The organism is Paenibacillus sp. FSL H3-0286 (assembly GCF_045040705.1).
GTDB lineage: Bacteria > Bacillota > Bacilli > Paenibacillales > Paenibacillaceae > Paenibacillus_AQ > Paenibacillus_AQ odorifer.
The window spans coordinates 2277968-2302804 of record NZ_CP150285.1; the positions used below are offsets into that span (position 1 = coordinate 2277968).

18 protein-coding genes are annotated in these 24837 nt (G+C 43.0%); 14 read left to right on the forward strand and 4 right to left on the reverse strand.

The window, feature by feature from the left end; genetic code table 11:
• Positions 1-2: 2 nt before the first annotated feature.
• Positions 3-209: a hypothetical protein gene (locus MHB37_RS09715; protein ID WP_076125006.1), complete on the forward strand. Its 207-nt coding sequence runs from the start codon at positions 3-5 to the stop codon at positions 207-209.
• A gap of 48 nt (positions 210-257) precedes the next feature.
• Here the strand turns inward: MHB37_RS09715 and MHB37_RS09720 are convergent, their stop codons facing one another.
• Positions 258-1253: a LacI family DNA-binding transcriptional regulator gene (locus MHB37_RS09720; protein WP_256715752.1), complete on the reverse strand. Its 996-nt coding sequence runs from the start codon at positions 1251-1253 to the stop codon at positions 258-260.
• 274 nt (positions 1254-1527) lie between these two features.
• Between MHB37_RS09720 and MHB37_RS09725 the strand changes: the two genes are divergently transcribed.
• Complete coding sequence (locus tag MHB37_RS09725) at positions 1528-3276, forward strand: alpha-glucosidase (RefSeq protein ID WP_340975531.1); 1749 nt, start codon at positions 1528-1530, stop codon at positions 3274-3276.
• A 239-nt stretch (positions 3277-3515) separates the two neighbouring features.
• On the forward strand, positions 3516-7118 hold the full coding sequence (locus MHB37_RS09730) for a M14 family metallopeptidase (RefSeq protein WP_405169183.1): 3603 nt from the start codon (positions 3516-3518) through the stop codon (positions 7116-7118).
• Positions 7119-7187: 69 nt separating this feature from the next.
• Here MHB37_RS09730 and MHB37_RS09735 read toward each other — a convergent pair whose 3' ends face one another.
• On the reverse strand, positions 7188-9065 hold the full coding sequence (locus MHB37_RS09735; RefSeq protein WP_076220704.1) for an LTA synthase family protein: 1878 nt from the start codon (positions 9063-9065) through the stop codon (positions 7188-7190).
• Positions 9066-9369: 304 nt separating this feature from the next.
• Between MHB37_RS09735 and MHB37_RS09740 the strand changes: the two genes are divergently transcribed.
• From MHB37_RS09740 to MHB37_RS09790, 11 genes are all read left to right on the forward strand, one after another.
• Positions 9370-10371 (forward strand): DUF4830 domain-containing protein, encoded by a 1002-nt coding sequence (locus MHB37_RS09740; RefSeq protein ID WP_076125013.1) that lies wholly within the window; start codon positions 9370-9372, stop codon positions 10369-10371.
• Positions 10372-10413: 42 nt separating this feature from the next.
• Positions 10414-11904, forward strand: a complete 1491-nt coding sequence (locus tag MHB37_RS09745) for a stalk domain-containing protein (protein WP_076125015.1) — start codon at positions 10414-10416, stop codon at positions 11902-11904.
• A 659-nt stretch (positions 11905-12563) separates the two neighbouring features.
• Positions 12564-13763: a saccharopine dehydrogenase family protein gene (locus MHB37_RS09750; RefSeq protein WP_036679313.1), complete on the forward strand. Its 1200-nt coding sequence runs from the start codon at positions 12564-12566 to the stop codon at positions 13761-13763.
• 10 nt (positions 13764-13773) lie between these two features.
• A complete protein-coding gene (gene nspC, locus MHB37_RS09755; RefSeq protein ID WP_076125019.1) occupies positions 13774-14910 on the forward strand; it encodes a carboxynorspermidine decarboxylase in 1137 nt (378 codons plus the stop codon).
• 499 nt (positions 14911-15409) lie between these two features.
• Positions 15410-16033 carry a deoxynucleoside kinase gene (locus MHB37_RS09760; RefSeq protein WP_076278612.1) on the forward strand — a complete coding sequence of 208 codons (624 nt, stop codon included), beginning with the start codon at positions 15410-15412 and terminating at the stop codon, positions 16031-16033.
• A complete protein-coding gene (locus tag MHB37_RS09765) occupies positions 16030-16683 on the forward strand; it encodes a deoxynucleoside kinase (RefSeq protein WP_076125023.1) in 654 nt (217 codons plus the stop codon). Before MHB37_RS09760 ends, MHB37_RS09765 begins: the two co-directional genes overlap by 4 nt.
• Positions 16684-16975: 292 nt before the next feature.
• A complete protein-coding gene (locus tag MHB37_RS09770) occupies positions 16976-18151 on the forward strand; it encodes a collagen-like protein (protein ID WP_405169184.1) in 1176 nt (391 codons plus the stop codon).
• Positions 18152-18461: 310 nt separating this feature from the next.
• Entirely contained in the window at positions 18462-19643 is a 1182-nt protein-coding gene (locus MHB37_RS09775; protein ID WP_076301246.1) for a MalY/PatB family protein, read from the forward strand.
• 117 nt (positions 19644-19760) lie between these two features.
• Positions 19761-20051, forward strand: a complete 291-nt coding sequence (locus MHB37_RS09780; protein WP_036679330.1) for a hypothetical protein — start codon at positions 19761-19763, stop codon at positions 20049-20051.
• Positions 20052-20114: 63 nt separating this feature from the next.
• Positions 20115-21065 carry a nucleoside hydrolase gene (locus tag MHB37_RS09785; protein WP_405169185.1) on the forward strand — a complete coding sequence of 317 codons (951 nt, stop codon included), beginning with the start codon at positions 20115-20117 and terminating at the stop codon, positions 21063-21065.
• Between the two features lie 156 nt (positions 21066-21221).
• Complete coding sequence (locus tag MHB37_RS09790) at positions 21222-22472, forward strand: stalk domain-containing protein (RefSeq protein ID WP_405169186.1); 1251 nt, start codon at positions 21222-21224, stop codon at positions 22470-22472.
• Between the two features lie 581 nt (positions 22473-23053).
• Here the strand turns inward: MHB37_RS09790 and MHB37_RS09795 are convergent.
• Positions 23054-23608, reverse strand: a complete 555-nt coding sequence (locus MHB37_RS09795; protein WP_076191281.1) for a hypothetical protein — start codon at positions 23606-23608, stop codon at positions 23054-23056.
• A gap of 40 nt (positions 23609-23648) precedes the next feature.
• Entirely contained in the window at positions 23649-24059 is a 411-nt protein-coding gene (locus MHB37_RS09800; protein ID WP_139330050.1) for a hypothetical protein, read from the reverse strand.
• Between the last annotated feature and the right edge of the window lie 778 nt (positions 24060-24837).

Below are 24837 nucleotides of genomic sequence, written 5' to 3' on the forward strand. Positions count from 1 at the left end.
CTATGCTGGAGGTTTTGCAGGGAAAAGAGGTAACAATCTATTTTGTGGATGGCTCCAACGCTACAAAAGGAGTGCTGGAAACGGTAAGTGAAAAGTTCGTCAAATATCGGACGGATTTTGAAGAGTTTTATATTCCAATCAGCTCGATCTGTTCTATCTCTCTAGATACCAAAACGCGTGAACGAGCCAAAGTAGGATTCACACAATAACATCAATAACATCATCTGTATAAAAATGGGTTAGGAGCTCCTCAGCTCCTAACCCGTACTTTCCCGAATAGCCAAATAATGAGCCACATTTGCATGATGCGGCACAACGGTCTCCCCTTTAATCAGCTTGATTAAAGTTCGAGTGGCGGTCATCCCAATCTCCGTTCCTGAGTATTCAACCGAGGAAAGCTTAGGTCGAACGATAGAGGCAATGAAGCTGTTATCAAATCCGAACACGGCAACATCAGCTGGCACCCGTAGACCGTTATCGGTTAAATGATTCATGGCTCCAACTGCCATCCAATCTGTAGAGCAAAACACCGCAGTAGGTAACTCCCCGCTATCCATAAGTCGGCGCATGGCGTCGCTCCCATCTTCGACGGCCATCGCACTTTCTACTACCCATTCTTTCCTTAAGGTTATGCCTGCATCCATAAGGGCTTGTAGATAGCCTTTATATCGATCCCCGCCCACTGCATTATCTCCCGAGCCACGAATCATAGCGATTTTGCGATGACCTTTTTGAATCAGATAAGTAACAGCTTCATAGGAGGCAGTTATATTGTCCAAATGAACAGAAGGAATCGTATCCACCTGCGATTGTTGCCCGACAAGCACGCAAGGTGTATTTGAGCTGCGGATGATCTCCAAATGTTCATGGTTTGGAATAGAACCCACAAATATATTTCCTTCTGTCCCCATCCGCTGGAACATCTTCAAATAATGTTGTTCACTTTCTGCACTGCCGTCCGTTAATCCGACCATAATGTCGTATCCATACAAATCCGCGAGATCGCGAATGCCAACATTGAAGTCATCCAGTACAGTGTTGCTATTCTGCGGAATGATCACACCGATCAGCTGTGTATTAGCTTTGTCCGTTTCAAGGCCGATGACATTCGAACGGTAGTTGGTTTGTTTAATAGCTTCCAGTACTCGTTTACGGACATCATCGTTAACTGGTTTGCTGTTATTGATTACCCTGGACACCGTAGAGATCGAAACGTTTGCCAATTGGGCTATATCTTTTATCTTTACCTTCAAGAAGATCACCATAACTTTCCATATGATTCACTTGGTGTTTCAACTCTCGCAAGCATATCACGGATAGCTTCAAGAATCCAAAAGATTGTTGTTGACCTAGGAAATAAAAGGTCCTATAATGATCGCTGAAGGAAAATTATTTCCTTGAAAAAAGCTTGTTTTGAACGATAAAGTTGAATTTTTGCTAAAAACAATAACTGAATTATTAATTCTAATGAATTTCGGGAAAATATTTTCCTGTGAAGGGTATATGAATACGAAGGAGCTGCATGCATTGAACAGAACATGGTGGAAAGAAGCCACAGCGTATCAAATTTACCCACGGAGCTTTATGGACAGCAATGGTGATGGTGTAGGCGATCTGCAGGGAGTCATTTCTAAACTTGATTATTTGCAGGAGCTTGGCATCAATGTCATTTGGATCTGTCCTATTTATAAATCCCCAAATGATGATAATGGTTATGATATTTCGGATTATCAGGATATTATGGCGGAGTTCGGCAGCATGGCCGACTTTGATCAGCTGCTGCACGAGGTTCATGCACGAGGCATGAAGCTGATTCTGGATCTAGTGATTAATCATACTTCGGACGAACATCCATGGTTTGTTGAAGCACGTTCAAGCAAGGATAATCCGAAGCGGGATTATTATATTTGGAGTGATCCCAAGGACGGGAAGGAGCCGAATAACTGGGAGAGTATTTTCAGCGGTTCGATTTGGGAGCTTGATCCCGCCACAGAGCAATATTTTATGCATGTATTTTCCAAAAGACAGCCAGACCTCAACTGGGAGAATCCTGAGGTGCGCCGTGAATTGTATAGCATGGTCAACTGGTGGCTGGACAAAGGAATCGACGGCTTCCGGGTGGATGCCATTTCACATATTAAAAAAATCACCGGACATCCCGATCTGCCGAATCCACAGAATCTTCCGTATGTTCCGTCTGGCGATGGGCACATGAACCGTGAGGGGATTCACGATTTCTTGCAGGAGCTCAAGCAGGAGACGTTTGACCGATATGACATCATGACGGTTGGCGAAGCGAGTGGTGTAAATGTTGATCAGGCGGAGTCGTGGGTGGGTGAAGAGCAAGGCAAATTTAATATGATTTTTCAATTCGAGCATTTAGCTCTTTGGAATAAGAGTGTGACAGGTGGATTGGATGTTCTGCAGCTAAAATCAGCGCTCTCCCGTTGGCAAAAAGGTCTTGAGGGCAGAGGCTGGAACGCATTGTTCATCGAAAATCACGACCAGCCGCGTTCAGTTTCTACTTGGGGAAATGATGGCCAGTATTGGAAAGAGTCAGCTAAATCGTTGGCTACGATGTATTTCCTGATGCAGGGAACGCCATTTATTTATCAAGGTCAAGAAATTGGGATGACCAATGTAAGATTTGAATCAATGGATGATTACGATGATGTGGCGATGAAGAACTTGTATCGTTTGGAGACTGAAGCCGGTAAATCACATGAGGAAGTCATGGAGGTAATCTGGAAGAACGGTCGGGACAACTCTAGAACACCAATGCAATGGAGCGACTCTGAAAACGCTGGTTTCAGCAGTGGCAAGCCATGGATGAAGGTGAATCCGAATTATACGGAAATCAATGTGGAGCGGGCGAAGCAGGACCCTTATTCCATCTATCATCATTACAAAAGGCTTATCGCTCTTCGGGCTGCTAATCCCGTTACTGTTTACGGGACTTATGATCTCATTTTGCCTGAAGATGAACGTATTTATGCTTATACGCGGACGCTTGGAAATGAAAAACTGCTGGTCATGTCTAACCTGACAGCAGAGGAAGCGCTGTTTGACCTTCCATTTGATTTGGAGTTTGATACTAGTGAATTGCTCTTGCATAACTATGAGGTTGATCCTGCGGAGCCGATTGAGACTGTCGCATTACGGCCTTACGAGTCCCGTGTGTATATGCTGGTTAACGCACCTGTAGAGCAAGAGGGTAGCAGTGAACTTGTACCTGCACAAGAGTTAAGTGAAGCTTCTTTTCCAGAAACCGTTTAATATATTCATTGTAATTCAAAGCGTCCGGTTATCCGGGCGCTTTTTTTGTTGCGGTAGTGTAGCACTCTTGCACAAAATGAATGCGCTTACTTAGGCGAGTCGTATAAAAATATTATTTTTTCTATTATTTTTGTTCCCAAAATTAATAGAATACTATATTATGTTATGAATACAGATTCATATAAGTGTATATTCATTCAATTTGGGGTGAAAGTAGACAAAATTATAGGAGGTAAAAAATGTCCAAGAGAATACTATCTTTATTACTAGCTTTTACACTTATGATGTCGGGTCTGCTTCCAGCTGCATATGCAGGTGAAGTTGCAACCGAAATTAACCCGCAGGCAGTTGTTGCTCCGGTTTCTACGGAGAACACAGCTGATCCAGCGGTGCTTTCTTCAGAACAAACTACGGTAGCGACTGCTGTCTATGAACAAATAGCGGCGACAGTTTCCACAGAAGTATACAAAGCTTCTATGACGGAAGCTAGAACATTAGAATTGACTTTAGATCTTCCTGATGGGGCATCGCCTCAAGATATCATCTGGAATTTTGGCAGAACGGCGGAAGAGATGAAGCCGCTGGCAGAGTGGAAGAAATGGAATAAAGATGCGAAAGATTATTCAGGTAATCCTTTCGTAACAGTGACCTATGAGCCGATCTCAGGTTCAAAAGTAAAGGCTTTAATTCATTTTGATTTGCTGTACGGAGAGAATCTCTCACTAACGGGTATACGTGCAGAGTACGTCAAACGAGTGGGAATTTATAATCTAATCGGGACATTACCTGCTGGAGATGTGCTGGTAGAGCAGCAAGTCAAACTAAATCCATATGAAACCTATCATACATATGATGAGATTAAACCGGCGATCGATAGGATTACTGCTGACAGCAATAATAAATATGATCGATATGTAGAGTATCAGCAAATTGGGACCTCAACTCAAGGTCGTGCCATTCATTTCTCTATTGTTGCTAAGGATAAGTCCTCAGTAGATCAATATTTGAACGAGACCTTACCGCTTATGATGAATGATCCTGAAGCCCTGCAAAAGAAAATTAACGACGGGGAACTGCAGGATTATAAGGTACCTATCTGGTTGAATAACATTCATGCCGATGAAGCCAATGGTGTCGATGTAATCATTAAGTTTTTGGATACGCTGATGACACAGCAAATTGTCACCTATGATACCACTGATGAGAATGGAAATCCGAAAAAGGTAGTTCTGAACATCGACGAAGCGCTTGACCATGTGATTTTCCTGCTTGATTATGTAGAGAATCCTGACGGTCGCGCGTTAAACACGCGTCAAACTTCAACGCTGCTTGATCCAAATCGGGACAACTCTTACCAGACCCAGCCTGAGACACAAGCGGTAACTGCACAAATTGCTAAGTGGACGCCGCTTACCTTTTTGGACATGCATGGATTTGTAAGTGGCTTCTTGATTGAGCCTTGCACACCACCTCATGATCCTAACATTGAATATGATCTTGTAATGCCAAGTATGCTTGAGCAAGCAAATGCCATGGGGAAGGCGGGAATTGCTAATACTAAATATGATTCCTACCATATCCCTTATGAAGAATACGAAAAAACACAACAGGATCCGAACTATAAAGGAACGAATGCAACAGGTTGGGATGATGCTTCACCAGCCTACACAGCTGTATATGCCATGCATCAAGGAGCACTTGGGCATACGATTGAAGTGCCTGAATTGAATGAAGATTCACTGGATGCCTTTTATTATGCGGCTTTGGGGGCAACCGATTATGTGATCAACAACAAGCAGGAACTGTTCCTGAATCAATTGGAAATCTTCAAACGGGGTATCCAAAATGAGAATACTAATGCTGCTGTTAAAGATTATCTAATCAATGCACAGAATGAGTCCATTGGACGTCCAGGGGTAGATGAGAATACGAATTTCTTCCCTGAGTATTACATTCTTCCGGTTGCAAAAGATTTGCAAAAAAATGATCTGGAAACCTACAAAATGGTTCAGTACCTACTGCGTAACAATGTGAAAGTAGAACGGACAACAGCCAGTGTAACTGTAGATTCTGTAGTCTATCCGGCTGGAACCTATGTGGTGAATATGCATCAAGCCAAAAGAGGTTATGCGAATCTTGTCTTGTATGATGGACTAGATGTCTCGGATTTTAATGAGATGTATTCAGATACGGTACAGAATTTCTCGGCTATGCGTGGTTTTGACCGATATATTAGCCGTTCTGTTGGAGCATTCACTGGGAAAACAGAACAGGTTAGCAGTGTAACGATCCCTAGTACGAATCTGGATCAATCTCCGTTCGAGCAAAATTATGTGATTAAAAACAGCAACAATGATGCGATAAAAGCTGTGAATGAGCTGCTAGCCAACCATAAGGCAGTGACACTGCTGGAGAATGGGGGGACGGGTTACGAGAAGGGAAGTTTCCTTGTTTCCAGATCCAACCTTAGAACGGTATCGTCTAAATATCTGCTGGATATTGTGCCGTTTAGTGCTTCAGAGAACAGAACGGGTAAATTGCTTAAGGCTCCTAAGGTAGCTATTGCAGGAGCGACTGCATTTATGCTGAAGGATCTTGGATTTAACGTAACTACGGATACAGTGGCAGCAGATGTTCTAATCAATTCGGGAACGAATCTGATTGCTACAGGTAAACCATTTATCGGTTATGGAAGAACGATGCTGAAAACTGTTAAAGGGCTTAAGGTCCTCCCTGGGCTGGACTATTCAACTCCGGTCAATAAGGATGGCAAAGAAGATGCTCATGAGGGATTGTTTAAGGCTGAGGTCTCTCAGGACAATGTAATTACAGCGCCTTATGCCGATAGCGAATACCTCTACACGGTTTCCGCGGCTTATATTACAAAAGTGCCTGAAGGCGCAGAGATCTTGGCGAAATACGGATCAGGAGCTGACTTTTTCAAAGCAGGCTGGTGGCCGAATAACGAGGCTGCACAAGACCAAGTATTGGCGCTTACTTACAATACAGACAACATTCATGTGACGTTATTTGCGAATGATCTGATGAATAAATATCATCCGCAAAATCAATTCAGATTGCTTGCCAATTCAATCTATGCTGCTGCTCCAGCGGCGACTGAAGAGGATGGTATGGATAACGGGGTGAATGAACAAGAGCCAACGACACCTTCGACACCGTGGCAGCCATCTGTAACATCAACACCTGCACCGACCGTGCAGCCGTCTGCAACACCAACGCCAGCTCCAACTCCAACTGTGCAGCCGTCTGCGACACCAGCCCCAATAGGTTCTAACTTCACGGATCTAGGTAAGGTGGCGTGGGCAGCATCGGCGATTAAAGAGCTGGCGGCAAAAGGGATTCTGCAAGGGGTGAGCGATAATACCTTTGCTCCGCTTAAAGAGGTGACGCGTGCCGAGTTTATTACCATGATCGTGCGAGCTTTTGATCTGCTTGATGTGAAATCATCCGCTGCCTTCAGTGACGTGAAAGCTTCTGACTGGTCTTACGGATACATTGCATCCGGGGTCAAGAACGGATTGATTAACGGTGTAGGCAATGGAAAGTTTGATCCTAACCGTGCGATTACACGCGAGGAAATGGCAATCATTGTATCCAATGCACTTAAGAAATTTAAAGGCAAGTCGGTAAGTGATACAAATGCCGCTCTGGCTAACTTTAAAGATCAGGCAACAATCGCTGCTTATGGTAAAGAAGCGGTGGCATTACTAACACAGGAAGGCATTGTGCAAGGTCTGACTGCGGATACCTTCGGTCCTAAAAAAATTGCCAACCGTGCTCAAGCAGCAGTGATTATCGATAGGATGTTGAAGCTTAATTAAGTTTTAGATTCTTATAAAAAAAACAAAAATGCCCCTCAGCTATTTGGCTGAGGGGCATTTTTTTTATAGTTACTTTGCATCATCCGTAGAGGGTAAATCCGGCAGTTGTTGAATGTAGCTGTTTGACATATTTAGAAGCCGCTGAACGGCGTCAAATTGTTCTTTTGTCGAACCGCCCTCTGTTTCTGAGCCATCGATTAGATTAAAGTTGTCTCCATCGTCGTAATCGACACCAGTTAAATACATGCTTGTGTCATTAATGAAAGAGCCGGTAGGCAAAAAGTGTCTGACAGGCAGCATGTTGGTCTGTTGGTTCATCAGGTCTTCTCCGAAGTGGAGCTGGTCTTTCATTGAAATCCCTAACAGGTTAGCTACAGTTGGCATAATGTCGATTTGACCGCCAGTTTGGCTGTACACGGCAGGTTCACCTACACCAGGGGCATGAACGATGAAAGGAACATTGAACATATCGGTATAACCATATTCGTGTCCGACCATTTCTTCCATTAACGATTTCTCGTTGCCATCAAGGGAATATAGCGATACACCCTGATGGTCACCGTAAAAGACAATGACGCTATCATCCCATAGACCACTGGACTTTAATTGATCCAGGAATTGTCCCATTGCATAATCTGCGTAATTTTGAGCTAGAATATAGTTGCCAACTAGGGTGCCTTCATACCGTTTAGGCAGTGTCATTTTATTTTTTAACTCTGGCATTTTATAAGGGTGATGAGCACTCATAGAAATGACCATCGCGTAAAAAGGATCATCTTTAGCATCCATTTTGACTAATTCTGGAACAGTCTTGGCATAGAGTACCTCATCTGAAGCACCGAATGCGATATGATCATCATCCCCATAGAACGCTTGATCATAATACTTATCAAAGTCTAGAACTTTGTATAGGGTTTTGCGGTTCCAGAATTCTACGCTATTGGTGTGAAAGGTTGCTGTGTTATATCCATTAGCTTTCATCAACTTAGGCAGGCTCGGAAGCGCCTTATCCATATAATTGGATGAAGTGGCTACCTCGTGGTGGGGAACGTACAACGAAGTATTCACTACAAATTCAGCATCCGAAGTTGTTCCTTGCCCGGCATTAGTATAGAAGTTATTGAAATAATGTTCGCTTTTCAAAAGCTTATTTAGATTGGGTGTTACTTCCTGCCCGTCAATGCTCAGGCCCAGCAAAAAGTTCTGAAAAGATTCCATTTGTACCACGATTAGATTCTTACCTTGAGCTGCCGCCCAGTACTTCGGTGAGACAGGCTCTGTAATCCCTTTGGTCTCGTTAATGGATGGTTGCGTGATTTCTTTGCTGTCGATTATTTCTTCTGTTTCCCTTGTATCGGCAAAAATAGTATAGACCTCGTAATTAAGAATCCCCATACTCTCCGCTTTTTTGTTCTCGTTCATACTGGCATGATTTGGCCAAACATTAAAGACACAGACCGCCAAAGAAACACTGATGATTCCAAACAAAGCAGTCCGGTTCATGCGGCGGTTCATACCTCTTTCTTTCCAGATCGCAATATATTTCGGACGGAACATAAAAAACATGAAAACTACAATATCCACAAAAATGAACAAGTAGTAAGGGTCCAGCAATGAGTATGTGCTTTCTCCCACCTTAGTTACTTTATCTGCTTGTTCCAAGGCATGATAAGTAGCAATTACACCGTAATATTTGTAATACATTAGCACGGCAAAATATATGACTGAAATCAATAGGTTGGCTATCATGTAATACAGAAACTTTCGTTTGGAAGCCATCCATTCTATGAGTCCAAATACGATAAAGAAAAATGGGATCTCTGTCAGCAGCATGCTCCAGTTAGGACCGTCGCTAAAAACTACGAACCAGGCCACTGCGCATTTTAGCAGCAGGACGAAGCTAAAGACTAGGAAGGGTTTGTTTTTTATATCAAAATCTTTTTTCACTCGTTATCATCCTCTCTGATGCAATTACACCAAGGTCCTGCATATACCTGTATTTCATGGAAATCCGTTGCAATATGCCGAAGCTTATTATGCTCTCGAAGTTAACAAGTGTCAAAAGGTGGACGAGAGCCCTAGAGCGAAGCAACAGGCGATTTATGCCGCATAAGCAGGTAAAATCAACGCCAATCCCAAACTACAGGGTCCTATGCGTATAAAATGATTTTAATAATTTCCAGTATCCCGCAACTTTGTATAATATTCCTCAGTCTAAATATAGAGGAGTGATTAGAGAGGCGGGAATCAGATGACTAAGCGGCAGTTTGTAACGATGGTAACGATTTGTTTTTTTGTACTCTTAAACTCTGGATGTAATCAAGGGGAGAACTCCATAGGTGTGGAACCTACTGCCTCTATAGCTTCAACGTCTGTACCACAGGTAACGCCAACATCTGCTCAAGTAACTATGATTCCCGAAGACTTTTTGCAAACACTGGATTATAAAGTTCAGAGCCATCCGGAGGCATTTGCAGTTGAGGTACCGCAGAACTGGGAGGTTAAGCTGGGGGAGTATCCAGTGGGACTTTACTGGCAATTAGCGAATGAGTTCTCTAAAGATGCAGGATTGAATTTGACACTGCTGAAGGGGACCACGGTAGAGGTGCAGCGGTATTCCTTAGTCGATGGTTTACCTGGTTCTGGCGAACAAAAAGAATTTTCTTATCCCTCCAACCTCGTTTTGCTTGTGCAATCAGGGAATACCGTTGGTGCGTGGCTGGAATTTAATATTCAAAGTATCGGCCCGTCTATTAAGAAGCGTAGCTTGACTGACATTACAGGACTTACATTTGAGGAGTGGACGGAGAGAGAAGGTTTGTTTGCTGAGGAAGGAGAGAATAGTGACTTAGCCTCTTTAGACCATTTCGAGCTGCTGGATGCTTTTTTTCAGGCTATTCAGGATGGTAATCATACCCGTGCCCGCGCATGTTTGAATCCTAATGCCTTACTCACTGCATTGACGGTTAACCGTCAAGCGCATCAACTCTATAACCCGGGTTTTGGTGGTGAAAATGCTCTCAGTGAAAGTATTGTTGAGGCTAAGCCTACCTCTTATAAAGTGATGGATTATGATACTGGCTCAGAAATTAAAGACATCGGTGACCGCACAACGTTAAATATTGTGGTCGATCTGTATATGAAATCACTAAATCCCGTCTTCAATACCCCAGATGGCCGGGAGACTCGCTTCGCAGTGTTGACCAAACACGCTAACGGCTGGAAGATTGGAGGTTTTGGAACGGGACCGTGAGTTGTTGCGTTATCTATTTTTTAATAAAAGGAGTGATCTCAAGTGTTTAAACAAAGCTTGATGTCAAAAGTGCAGGTAAGTCGGATTTGTAGAGTTGTTGTCGGGACTGTTCTTTGCCTGACTATGGTCTCACCTTTAGTGGCAGCAGCAGATAATGTGAATTCACTTGAAGAAAAGAAATTATTGTCTGGCATCACCCAACTGGACGCTGGTGACAGAAGTGCGTATGCCGTCACTGCGGATGGAACAGCCTGGGCGTGGGGTGGTGGGTATGGCTCTATTGGTAATGGGGCGACCACACCAGCGTATACTCCCGTCAAAATGCATATCGATCATGTAAAGCAAATCTCAGGTGGTTATCGCCATAACTTGATGTTGAAGGACGATGGTACAGTGTGGGCGGTAGGGGGGAACGAGCATGGACAACTTGGCATTGGAACACAGTCTTCTAAGATTCTTGTAGAGCCTGTTCAAGTGCAAGGGCTAACAGATGTGAAAGCTGTTTCTGCGGGGGGCACCTTTAGCTTAGCTCTTCTTAAAGATGGAACGGTCTGGGCGTGGGGAGGCAATGAACAAGGAGAACTCGGTGACGATTCGCGGAAAAACAAGCTAACCCCGGTGCAGGTGAAGGGACTACCCACCGTCCTGTCTATAGCAGCGGGATCGAATAATTCAGTGGCTCTTGGTAACGGCGGAGAGGTATGGGTGTGGGGATCACAGCAACCACTGGGAACTCAGAAGGGCGTAATCTTAAAGCCTACGCTTATTAAAGGAAGCGGAGAATATAGAGCGGTTGATATGGATGGAGCCTATGGACTTTATGGGGCGGCATTGAGATGGGATGGCACAGTATGGATTTGGAATAATTACATAGATCCATATCTGGGAGAAGCTCTAAAGCCTGTTCAGGTTCCAGGACTTACAGACGTCATTTCGCTGACAACAGATTCCGCAGTGAAGGCGGATGGGACCGTGTGGCAGTGGACGGTTGGCGATAAGAACAAGATTAATGTTACACAGTCTAAAGGCATCCAGAATGCAGTTTCCGTTTCTAAAGGGAGCAGAAATCATTATGTACTCTTAAAAGATGGTCATGTCCTTGCCTGGGGGGCAAATGAATTTGGACAGACGGGTCTGGGGGTCAGAGAGATCGAGGTGAGTACGCCTCAGCTGGTGAAAAAATCTATTCAAGTGTTGTTGAATGGGAATGAAATGGAACTGACTATGCCGCCGTTACTAATCAATAATTCGACATATGTTCCTTTAAGAGGAGTCTTCGAGCAGATGGGAGTTAATGTTCGTTGGGATGTTCCATCGAGAGCTGTGGTTGCTGTGAAGGGATCTACAACGCTGATCTTGAATTCGGTAACTGGACAAACGACTGTTAATGGAAAGATTATCGCAACAGATCAAAAACCGGTCTTCATTAATGATAGCGTTTATGTACCCCTCAGATTGATAAGTGAAATGTTGGGGGCGCAGGTAGAATGGGATGCAGATGCTTATGCCGTTCGAATAAATTCCAATAAATAAGTTGACTATATATTAGAAGCTTTAGGCTGAACTCTCCTTCAGGGGAGCTCAGCTTTTTTGCGTGGAAGGCAGAAGATTTAGGGGGATATGCAATGACCGTAAACAAAGCGTACGCGATTTTGAAGAATGTGTGCGGGAATCTTTTCGAGGATTCTTTATACGGATGATGATGAATATTGGAAAAATGGGACAACTTATAATTATCCCAATGATCGTTCAATTATGGGCGCGAAACGGATGGGCATAGCAACAACGATTAATATTGGGACAAAAACGGGTAAGAGTATATATTACGGCCTCTTTGTATTTGCTGCAGTGCTGTTGATTGGAATGTGTGGAAACCGAACTTCTTTAGGCGGAGTTGAAAGGGTGGTGAGATTTTTCATTGATTTTAAAATAAATCGTATGAAGTATAACCCTCTTGTGATAGAATAATCTAGTTGCCCTAGTTTCTGAGAATCCACTCTGTTCCAGCAAAACACCTGATCTATACACGTGGATAATCGAGGAAATATGAGCATTTAAGAGTATTAACAAGATTTCTTAGAGATTTTACACAAAACACATCATTTTTTGTCGGTTTTTATTGATTTATTCAAAAATATTATGTATAATCAGCCTTGTTGATTTTGCAAATGGAATTTTAGGAGGTTTTTATTTTGGGAAAAGCGTTAATTATTGGCGCTGGCGGCGTAGCAAGTGTTGTTGTTCATAAATGCTGCCAGAACCCGGATGTATTTGAAGAGATCTGCATTGCTAGCAGAACTGTCGCGAAATGTGACGCTCTGAAAGATAAATTAGCCGGAGGCCGCACGAAGATTTCTACTGCTCAGCTCGATGCAGATAACACGGACGAAGTCATTGAACTGATCAAGAGCTTTGAGCCGGATGTCGTTATTAATGTCGCTCTCCCATATCAGGACCTGACGATCATGGATGCGTGCCTGGCAACAGGAGTGCACTATGTGGATACTGCCAATTATGAACCACAAGATACAGCGAAATTCGAATATTCCTGGCAGTGGGCTTACAAAGAAAGATTTGAGAAAGCTGGCCTTACCGCTTTGCTCGGCAGTGGATTTGACCCAGGTGTAACTGGCGTATTCACGGCTTATGCGCAAAAGCACTATTTTGACGAGATCCATACCATTGATATTGTAGACGCCAACGCTGGCGATCATGGATATCCATTCGCTACAAACTTTAATCCTGAAATCAATATTCGTGAAATTACAGCTAATGGCCGTTATTTCGAGAATGGCGAGTGGATTGAAACTGCACCACTTTCTGAGAAGAAAGTTTACGATCTTCCGGAAATTGGACCTAAAGATATTTATCTTTTGTACCATGAAGAGCTGGAATCCTTGGCTGTTAACATCAAGGGCGTGAAAAAGATCCGTTTCTGGATGACTTTCTCACAGAACTACCTGACTCACTTGAAAGTGCTTGAGAATGTGGGTATGACTTCTATCGAGCCTATCATGTACGAAGGTAAAGAGATCGTTCCTTTGCAATTCTTGAAGGCAATGCTGCCTGACCCAGCTTCCCTGGGACCAAGAACAAAAGGTAAAACTAACATTGGATGTATCATCCAAGGTACTAAAGACGGTAAGCCAAAAACTTATTATGTATACAACGTTTGCGATCATGAAGAATGTTATGCAGAGGTTGGCTCCCAAGCCATTTCCTATACTACAGGCGTTCCTGCAATGATCGGAGCAATGTTAATTATAAAAGGAATCTGGAAGAAACCAGGCGTGTACAACGTAGAAGAGTTCGATCCAGATCCATTCATGGAAGCTTTGAATAAACATGGTCTGCCTTGGCAAGAAGATTTCTCGCCAACGCTGCTAGACTAAGGCGCGATTGATGGATATTGATATCAGCGTTGTCCCGTCACCATGTTACCTTGTAGATGAAAGATTGCTTACCCGCAATCTTGAGATTATGAATTCTGTACAAGAACGTACAGGAGCTAAGATTTTGCTCGCGCAAAAAGGCTTCTCTATGCACTCCTTGTATCCGCTAGTTGGCAAGTACTTGCATGGCGTAACTTCCAGCTCCTTATTCGAAGCCAGACTTGGCTATGAAAAAATGGGCAAAGAGGTTCATGTCTACGCACCAGCTTATGTGGACAGTGAATTCGATGAGCTTCTTGAATACTCCGATCACATTGTGTTCAATTCTTTTGACCAGTGGAATCGATTCAAGGATCGTGTGAAAAATGCACCGAAGCACATCAGCTGCGGCATTCGAGTGAATCCGGAGTATTCCGAGATCGAAGTTCCGCTGTATGATCCATGCTACAATTATTCCAGAATGGGAGTAACTCTCCCTAACTTTAGACCTGAAGAGCTTGAGGGGATTGATGGATTACACTTCCATACCATGTGCGAACAAAATTCTGACACACTGGAGCGTACGCTCAAGGTAGTCGAAGAGAAGTTCGGACCTTATCTCAAAGGGATGAAATGGCTTAATTTTGGTGGCGGTCATCATATTACACGTCCCGATTATGATCTGGAGACCCTTGTCCGCTGCATTTTGCATATGAAAGAGACTTACGGTGTGGAAATCTATCTGGAGCCAGGTGAGGCCGTTGCGCTTAATACTGGATATTTGGTAGCTACCGTTCTGGATGTTATGCATAACGGTATGGACATTGCGATTCTTGATACTTCGGCTGAATGCCACATGCCAGATGTACTGGCTATGCCATACCGTCCGAACATTATCGATGCTGGACAACCTGGGGAATATCCTTATACGTACAGATTAGGTGGAATGACTTGCCTAGCCGGAGATGTTATTGGAGATTATTCCTTCAAGGAGCCTTTGAAATACGGCGATAGACTCGTATTCCTAGATATGGCGCATTATTCTATGGTGAAGAACCATATGTTTAACGGCGTGAATCTGCCAGCTATCGTCAGCTACAATGACGAAGAAGGAATTAAAGTAATCAAACAGTTCGCTTTCGAAGATTTCAGCGGACGTTTATCTTAATAGAATGATCTAAAAAGGTGTCCCTTCAGGGACACCTTTTTTGCTATAGTTCCAGTCCTTTGAATGCGCGATTACATCTAGGAAAAGAGAAGTGATGCTAAGGACCGTATAGCAGCTATTGGTATTTATTAGCTTATTTAGCTAAGGTAATGGACAGTATAGCTCTTATTGGCCGAATAGTGACTATTTTTAGGGCGCATTTGGTAGAATAGCTGCAACTGAGTCCGATTGTATGCTGATACAGCCGATTTTTCGGAAATAGAGTCTCCTCGGTCCGCTTCATGCTCGTGGGGATGGGGAGAAGATAGATATCGAACCGTTTTTTCATAGGGATGCTTCTCTTGTTATTGGGTTTATCTTACAGTTGGATACTTGTATTACTGGAAAAGTTTCTTCATAATTAGCCGCTCACAAGTAAGGTCTCATGTGATACAATAATTTAGTCTGTTTTTAAAAATAGTTATTGAAGGGTCCGTATCTGAGGAGGAAGTCAGCATCAATGAAACATGCACCGTTTATTGCAGTGGAAGGCCCGATCGGGGCTGGAAAAACAACATTAGCTTCGATGCTTGCAGAGGAATTAAACTTACCGATTATTAAGGAGATTGTTGATGAAAATCCGTTTCTAGCTAAATTTTATCAGAACATGGATGACTGGAGCTTTCAACTGGAGATGTTTTTTCTCTGTAATCGGTACAAGCAGCTTGAAGATACAGTAACTCAATACATAGATAAAGGTAAACCGGTGATCTCGGATTATCATATTTATAAGAACCTTATCTTTGGGGAACGAACGCTGAAGGGAACGAAACGAGAAAAGTATCGACAAATCTATCATGTGCTGACGGATGACCTGCCGAAGCCAAATATTATTCTCTATATAAAAGCGGATCTCGATACCTTGTTAAAAAGAATTGCCAAACGCGGACGCCCTTTTGAAGGGGATATGGATACTGCGTATTTGCAGCAATTGATAGAAGATTATGATGATGCGATGGCCTCTCTAGCGATTCAAGAGCCGTCTACCGTTATTATTACCATAGATGGAAATGCAGTCGATTTCGTGGAGAACCCAGAACACTTCGTCGAAATTGCCTCTCACCTAAAGGAGCTAATGAAATGAATCCATATAACATCCCAGATAACGCCATAATTACCGTGGCAGGAACCGTGGGGGTGGGGAAATCCACTTTAACAGGTGCTTTGGCTAAAAGGTTGAATTTTCAAACCTCGCTGGAGCAAGTTGATCATAATCCTTATCTTGAAAAATTCTATCATGATTTTGAGAGATGGAGTTTTCATCTACAGATTTATTTCCTAGCCGAACGTTTTAAAGAACAGAAGAAAATGTTCGAAATGGGCGGTGGTTTTGTTCAAGATCGCTCGATTTATGAGGACACTGGTATTTTTGCTAAAATGCATGCGGATCAAGGCACGATGTCTAAGACAGACTATGAAACCTATACAAGCTTGTATGAAGCTATGGTTATGACACCCTATTTCCCGCACCCTGATGTACTGATTTATATTGAAGGCAGTCTTCCTTCTATTTTAGCGCGAATTAATGAACGTGGCCGTGAAATGGAAATTCAAACGGACGTGTCCTACTGGGAGCATATGCATGGCAGATATTCGAAATGGATCAATGAGTTTACAGCTTGCCCAGTGCTCCGACTGAACATTGATGATTATGACGTGAATGATTCGGCATCAATGGCGGATATTCTTACGAAGGTAGGCAACACCATTCGTAAGCCTGTTGATACAATATAATAGTTGATGATTAGCAGCTCCCGTGGTTTGGGGGTTGTTTTTTTATATGCTCATAAAAAAAGACCCAAATCTATGATTTGGGCTAATAGGGAAGTGTCAGTTGTCCTAATCATAAAATACGAAAAGTAAATTAAAATGGTGTGGACATTGTAATGTGCTTAAGGGCCACCTCCTATTTTATTAGCCTTTTTTTATAAAAATAGGTTCCAGTCTAATAGAAACTAGTTATTGGTCCATGTCTAAAATTAATAAGATGCGTACACTGAACTATCTTTATAGGGAGGTGTACGCATTGAGTTGTCCAGACGATAAAAAGTGTCATAAGAAAAAAGTCGCCACTGTATTTCCTTCGAAAAGAAAAAGAAAAGAACATCGCCGAAAGGTTATTAAGAAGATTGTAAAAGTAACCTGTCCTCCACCAGAAGTGAATGTTACTACTCCCACAGTCGTTGGTGCTACAGGACCGCAAGGGCCACAAGGAGCACAAGGACTCCAAGGAATACAAGGGGCCCAAGGCATTCCCGGAGCTCAAGGAGCACGAGGACTCCAAGGAGCTGAAGGACCTCAAGGACCTGCAGGCGGCCCTCCGGGACCCCAAGGACCTCAAGGTGAACCCGGGCCAGCGGGAGCGATTGGTCCTCAGGGTGTAGCGGGCCCCGTTGGTCCTCAGGGTGCGCAAGGCGTTCCGGGTGCCCAAGGAGTTGTAGGTCCTCAGGGATCGCAAGGTTTACCGGGTCCTGCAGGAGCTATAGGACCACAAGGTTTTGTAGGAGCAACCGGAGCGCCGGGAGCACCAGGAGCACCGGGAGCAACCGGAGCAACAGGAGCACCGGGAGCGCCGGGAGCGCCGGGAGTAGCTGGAGCAACAGGAGCACCGGGAGCGGCCGGAGCACCGGGAGCAGCAGGAGCACCGGGAGCAGCAGGAGCAACGGGAGCAACCGGGGCGCCGGGAGCAGCAGGAGCACCGGGGGCAGCAGGAGCCGTGGGAGCAACCGGAGCACCGGGAGCAGCAGGAGCAACGGGAGCAACCGGGGCAACAGGAGGCGTATTAGGTTTTGCTGATTTTTTTGCCCTAATGCCTCCTGATAATGCAGCAACTGTAGCACCGGGCACAGACGTAAGTTTTCCTCAAAACGGACCTACTAGCGGGACGACAATTGCACGAACAGGTCCTAGTTCGTTTAATTTAGCGGCAATAGGGACTTATCAGGTTTTGTTTCAGGTTAGTGTAACCGAAGCGGGACAACTCATCTTGACTCTTAATGGTGCGGATCTTGCCTATACTGTTGTTGGACGTGCAACAGGTACATCGCAAATCGTAGAAATGGCTATAGTGCAAACAACGGTCATTAACACCATCCTGACCGTTCGCAATCCTGCTGGTAACTCTACTGCACTTACTATTACTCCTCTCGCTGGAGGAACAAGATCTGTTTCAGCACATCTCGTTATTACACAATTAGCGTAACAAGGTGTATTTCGTATAGATAAGTTGGTCATCTTAATATTGGTGATTTTACTTATGATTATTGTAAAGAGGAGGACGAACGAAGGTCTTCCTCTTTACTCAGAGTATTTACTGGCTTTCAAAAAAGCAGCAATCGAACAAGTTCATTTTTTAATCAAGGTGATGCTAACATTCTATTGTTTTTCTATCGTCTAACAACTTAAAATTCATCATCTATTTATGTGAATTCTTTTGATTCTATCTTAAGATGCCATATCGGTTTCCTCATGATACAATAAAAGATAAGTTTATAAGGATGAGGTGACTTTAGTTGAAGTATGATTTCGATCGCGTAATTGACCGCCGTAATACTAGCTCTTACAAATGGGACCAATCCGAGAAGTTGTTTGGTGAGAAGGATATTATGCCGCTTTGGGTGGCAGACATGGATTTTGAAAGTCCTCCCGCAGTGAAGGAAGCCATTCTGCGCCGCGCAGAACAAGGAGTTTACGGTTACAGTGTACCTAGTGATACTTATAAAGAAGCCATCACGTCATGGTTTAAAAGACGGCATGATTGGCAGATCAAACCGGAGTGGATTTCAGATTCTCCCGGAATTGTAACTTCCTTAAGCCTCTCTGTTGAACTGTTTACTGAGCCTGGGGACGAGGTTATTTTACAATCGCCAGTTTATTATCCCTTTTATGATGTCATCCAGATGAATGACCGGAAGGTTGCCAAGAATCCGCTTATCGTCCGTAATGGGCGCTTTGAGATGGATTATGAGCAATTGGAAGGGTTGATGTTGGGTGGAGCGAAGCTGCTGCTGTTATGCAGTCCGCATAATCCAGGCGGTAGAGTATGGGAAAGAGAAGAGCTGTTGAAGCTCGGTGAACTGTGCTTGCGTCACGGAGTGACAGTTATCTCTGATGAGATCCATTGTGATTTGGCGCTTCCAGGTTATGAGCATATTCCTTTTGCATCCTTGTCTGAGGAAATTGCCAATATTACGTTAACCACCCTTGCTGCGACCAAAACCTTCAATCTTCCGGGGCTTCAATCCTCTTTTATCGTGTCCTCGAATCCGGAATTGAAACGTAAATTTGATCAAAAAATGAAAGCCTTGAGCTTACATATGGCTAGTTTCTTCGCGCAAGGAGCGGTACAAGCCGCTTACAATGACGGAGAAGAATGGCTGGATGAGCTGTTACAATATGTATCAGATAATGTGGATTATACGGTCAGCTATTTGGCGGAGCATTTACCACAGGTTCATGTGATGCAGCCGCAAGGAACCTACCTGCTCTGGGTGGATTGCCGCGAACTGAACTTGGAAATAGACGATCTGAAGCAGCTGATGTACAAAGAGGCTAAAGTGGCTTTTAATGAAGGTTCTGTTTTTGGAACAGAAGGCAAAGGCCATCTACGAATTAATCTGGCTTGTCCGAGATCCACATTAGTTGAGGCATTGGAACGCTTTTGCAAGGCAGCCGCAGCTTATACAACGAAATAAACGGTGATTACTGAAGCTTGATGATTCCGCTAATGGGATCGTTAAGCTTCTTTATTTTGCAATAGGGTAAAAAGAATAATAAAATGGAGTCCATTACGACAAGCAGGAGGACTGCAAATGAAATGGGTAGCTCAGCTTCCGTATTATAAGATACAACGAGAAATTAGGGATGGAGAACAACGAAGTGTTGCTTCCAATCGGCTAATGTATCTGTATCAAGATAGAATTGTAACACGTCATCGGGAATTCCCGCTAAAAGATATTTTCGATATGTCTTATCGCTCAATGGGGGATATGGGCGGCATGTTCTATCTCCACACGAGTAAGGGCGTGTATGCTTATTTGATAGAGTGCGATCCTGAGCGGTTTATTGAAGCCTTTAAAGAACAGGAATTGAATAAAAATTGAGCGACCCTCGTTGGCCGTGATATGATAGCTTTTATGAAAAAAACATAATGGGAGAGAACATAAATGAGCAAAACACGAATTATTATTGATGCAGATACAGGTATTGACGATGCACTGGCGATTCTATATGCCTTACGTGCTCCAAACGTAATTGTAGAAGGAATTACAACCGTTTTTGGGAATATTGAGGTCGAAAAGGCGGCGGACAATTCACTGCGGCTAATTGAGCTTGCTAAGCCCGGTTATGAGATTCCTGTAGCGATCGGAGCATCCAAGGCACTTGTTCGTGAGCACTCAGGCTACGCCACTCATGTGCATGGTGAGAACGGTATTGGCAATGTGGAAATTGCTCCATCCAGCCAGCGTCCCATTAACGAAACTGCATCTGAGTTTATTGTTCGGATGGCTAATGAGAATCCCGGAGAGATTGTATTAGTCACACTGGCACATCTAACCAACCTTTCTATGGCGCTTGATATGGACCCTGGTATTAAGAATACTTTGAAAAAAGTAGTGGTGATGGGCGGTACGATCTTCAGTCCCGGCAATAGAACACCGGTTGCGGAAGCGAATATTGCCGGGGATCCGGAAGCTGCTGATCATGTATTTACATCTGGGCTTCCTGTTATGATGGTGGGTCTAGACGTTACGCTTAAGACGCGGATTACACAAGAGCATATCGATTTATTAAAACGTTTTGGACGTGAAGAAAATAAAGCGATCATTTCGTTTATGGAACAATCGCTTACTCATTATTTTAATTTCTATCGTGAAGCGAACTTTTTGATCAACAGCGCACCGCTGCATGATCCACTCGCACTTATGGTTGCGCTGCAACCAGATCTAGTAACCTACAAAGAGATGAATGTTCGTGTGGAGCACAAAGGTGAGTTTACATCGGGAATGGTCGTAGCGGACTTGCGGGCTCAGCCAAAAGTGGGTAAACCCATACAAGTTGCAGTGGATGTAGATGTTGAACGAGCAGTGGGAACCTTTTTGAGCGTGTTTATGTAATTTTGCCGACCTCTTCTAATATGACAAATAATTTCGCAGCTCATAGATGACAATCTATTAATTTTACAATTGGATAATCTTTGGTAAAATGGTAGAGGACATATAAGAGTTTACAAGATTAGACTGCATATCATAGAAGAGGGAGACTTAACATTCATGAATAAGCGAATCGGTAAATTAGTATTATGTATGGCTATTTCGCTAGGAGGCACCACGGCGTTATTCCAAAATACTACACAGGCAGCCACAGCTGCTGGAGTTAGTATTGTGCTGGATGGTTATCCACTACCATTTCCAGTAGAACCTGTTGTGATGAGCGGAACAACGATGGTGCCATTCCGAGCTATATCTGAAGCTTTGGGAATTAATGTCGAGTGGAATCAAGCGCAGAAGAAAATTACGGCTACCAAAACAGATACTGCAGGGACCAAAGTGGTAACCCTGACCCTTGGCAGCAAAAATGCAGGTGTTAACGGCGCGGTTGTGAAGTTAGGAGTTGCTCCGCAGACGATCCGGGATACAACGATGATTCCCCTTAGCTTCTTCGGCCAGCAGTTTGGTGCGGGTGTAGCTTGGAATCAATCTACGAAGACCGTATCTATTACTTCGCCGAAGACTGAGCTGTACACTCTTGGTTTCTATGCTCTGAGTTCTTATAGTGAGATTTCCTTACTTCCTAATTTTGATGCTATGGCCTTCGGTTGGAGTGGGATTGATAAAAGCGGGCAATTCACCACAACGGGGACTGATTTCAAATGGCCTCAGGCGGCTGGTGACGTAACACCAGAATCGATTGTCACGAATGCAGCGGCAGGTGGAACAGCTCCTTATCTGATGGTCTTCTCTGGAGATACCGCATCAGAGTTAACTAAGAACCTGGAAGATAAACAGCTTCAAGAACAGACGATTACTGGAATCGTAGATCTTGCAACGCAAAAAGGATTCCAAGGCATTACCCTGGATCTGGAGGGCCTAGGTCTAACAGGTGATAAGGCGAAGGTGCAAGCGGATTACAATGCTTTTGTGAAAAACCTATCACAAAAAGCACATGCAGCAGGACTTAAACTTACCGTTATTCTTCATCCATTAAATAGTTCTTATAAAGGTTATGATTACAAAACTTTAGGAACACTTGCAGATGATTTGGTCATTATGGCGTACGATTATTTACAAGAGAAAAAAGTTCCAGAGCCGATGAGTTTAGTTGATGAAGGCATCCGGCTTGCGCTTCAGCAAGTGAGTAAGGATAAGCTGATTCTCGGGATCTCTGTGTATAGCGAAAACGAATCTTCAGTGAATTCGAAGGTAGGACTTGCTAAACGTTATGGCCTTAAAGGAATTGCGATCTGGCGTTTAGGTCTGATCGGACAGCCTGTCTGGAACGAGATGGGGAAGTCAGTAGAGTAAGCAGCAACGATCAAAAAGAGTGGTACCGCGAAGGTTAAACCTATCGCCTCTTTGGAGGCGATAGGTTTTTTCTGTTCTCTATTGAATAAATACTATTGAAGGTGGGTGTTTTATCTACCTAAGGTTTTTTTATGGGCAGAATGCAACTGTTTAGAGAGAATATCAGACGAGAGTGTTGAACAATTGGACTGCTATGCCGCTGCTTGCGAGTATCTTTTAATACCAAAGTATGAAGAACGTTATTTAGATACGGAGGTTACACTCAACGATATAACTATGCACATGCAAAATCTCAAGAAAAAATGGATAAATGGATGGCGTGGATAATTAGCCGCCGTAACTGGCAGCCGATTGCTGTCTTCATAAGCGTTTAACGCCAATCTTTCGAGTGTTGGAGGTGAACACAACTGAGGGCATAAAGAGACCAAAAATACGAAACCAGTCCGAAGTTCGGAGCAGGTGTTGTGTTTTATCGTTCATTAAGCAGTAGCACAGAAAAATTGTAAGTTCTTCATTGGCCTCTGCATCTGCAGAGGGCTTTTCTATTGATCGGATCAATTCCATTAATCGCAATACTCAAGTCATTTAACTAACGAATCATATTCATGAGGAACAAACATATCACCAAATTTCTTTCTCATCATTATTTGAGTTTGTAATGCTTGTTCATAATTAGAACCCGTAGCAATGAAAGCCAAATTCTTCTCTTTAACATCTATCCAGTTAGTAGATGGCCAAATATTGATGTTTTCAAATCTATCATCAAACCACATTAGACCGTATTGATTTATTTCGTATGGTGCGGAGGAGTCTAGATAAAATAGAGTACTCATATTTATGCCTTTATTTCTTTTAGTGATATATACAGTGACCTCTTGATCTTTTGTGAAGTCATAGGCATCTATTGAGACATTTCCAACAAATTTCTTTTGACCAAATATTGGTTTATATAGTGTCCCATTAACCTTAATTATGGTACTTTTAGCTGAAGAAGAGTTGTTAAGGGTGAACACGACGGCAGTACGTTCTACGTTAACCTTTTTCGGGAAATTGTAGTTATATAAAAACAAAGCAACACCTATTAGCACTAAAAATAGTACAACTGAAATTAAGGTTATAGGTTCCTTTAATCTCATAATTCCCCTCCAAATCTCAACTTCAAATAATTGAAATCTATTACAATAAATAACCCATACCCATAGGCATAGCAGGGGGAATAGTTTGAACGGTTTTACCATCAATCCCGGTAAGAGTAATTTTTGTTATGAAAGAAGTTGCAGTAGGCCCGCTGAGATAATAATTTATTGCGGCAGAAGAATCTCTATGATACAGGGCAGTATAACTAAATTGTTTCGATGATCCCTGATTTATTGTTGCATTTGTTGTGGCACCAGTTGTTGTGGCACCAGTTGTTGAAGCATAGCTAAACGTAGGAATAGAATATGCACTAGCGCCGCTAACTGTACTAGTAATTAATGCTAAACTTTGATAAGAATCAGAAATAAAGTTCTTTACCGCGTCATATATAGTTATGGTAGCACCTACATAACTATTAAATGAACCAAGAGTAGTTGTCGCAGCTGACACCAAAAGATTGGAAGCCCCCGCTTGAATTTGAGTTTGAAAGAAACGTTACTCCCGTATTCTTGAGTGCAGAATTTTGAGCATTAGATTCTGCCGTTACATGTTGAACTTCATATGTAACCCCATTTTTGACCCAGTTAGACCGGAAACTAGACCAAACAATATTTGTGCTCGCCGGTAAATCAACAAATGGTTGTATTTGTGAGCTGTCTGTTCCTAAGAATTTTTTGTCCTATTACAACTTGTGCTTCCTCTGGAGTTAAATAATCTACCCCCAAAGATTCTAGTTCCTTCCCTAGCTTTTCATATTCTATTTCGTAGCCAGCCTTATGTTCTCCCAGTAGATCCGCTCTTTCTTGATAAATCTTACTAATCTGTGCTTCGACATCGTTGTTGTTGCTACTTGAAGCGCTTACAACACCTCTTGATCCAAGAAGTAAAGAACTAATCAGTACTAATGAGGCAATTTTTCGGTATATTAGATTCCTCTTTTTTACCAAAAATACTATATTTCGGATTTTTATTAGTATATAAGATCTTATGAAAATCTGTCAATGATTAACATAATCGAATGAAGGAGAGATTCAGGAATGCGCTTCGAGAGTACCATACAAGGGAGATATGATTGTAACTTCTGATGGTCGTAGGTAACTTTGTGTCATTGACTTTTGCGTGTTCTTCTAATTCCTCAAATGAAATACTTGTGAAGCTCACGTGCTCTTCTCTTACTTTAGGGGCTTCGCCAACAACGCCTACAGATAAACTTTCTTCATATAAAAGC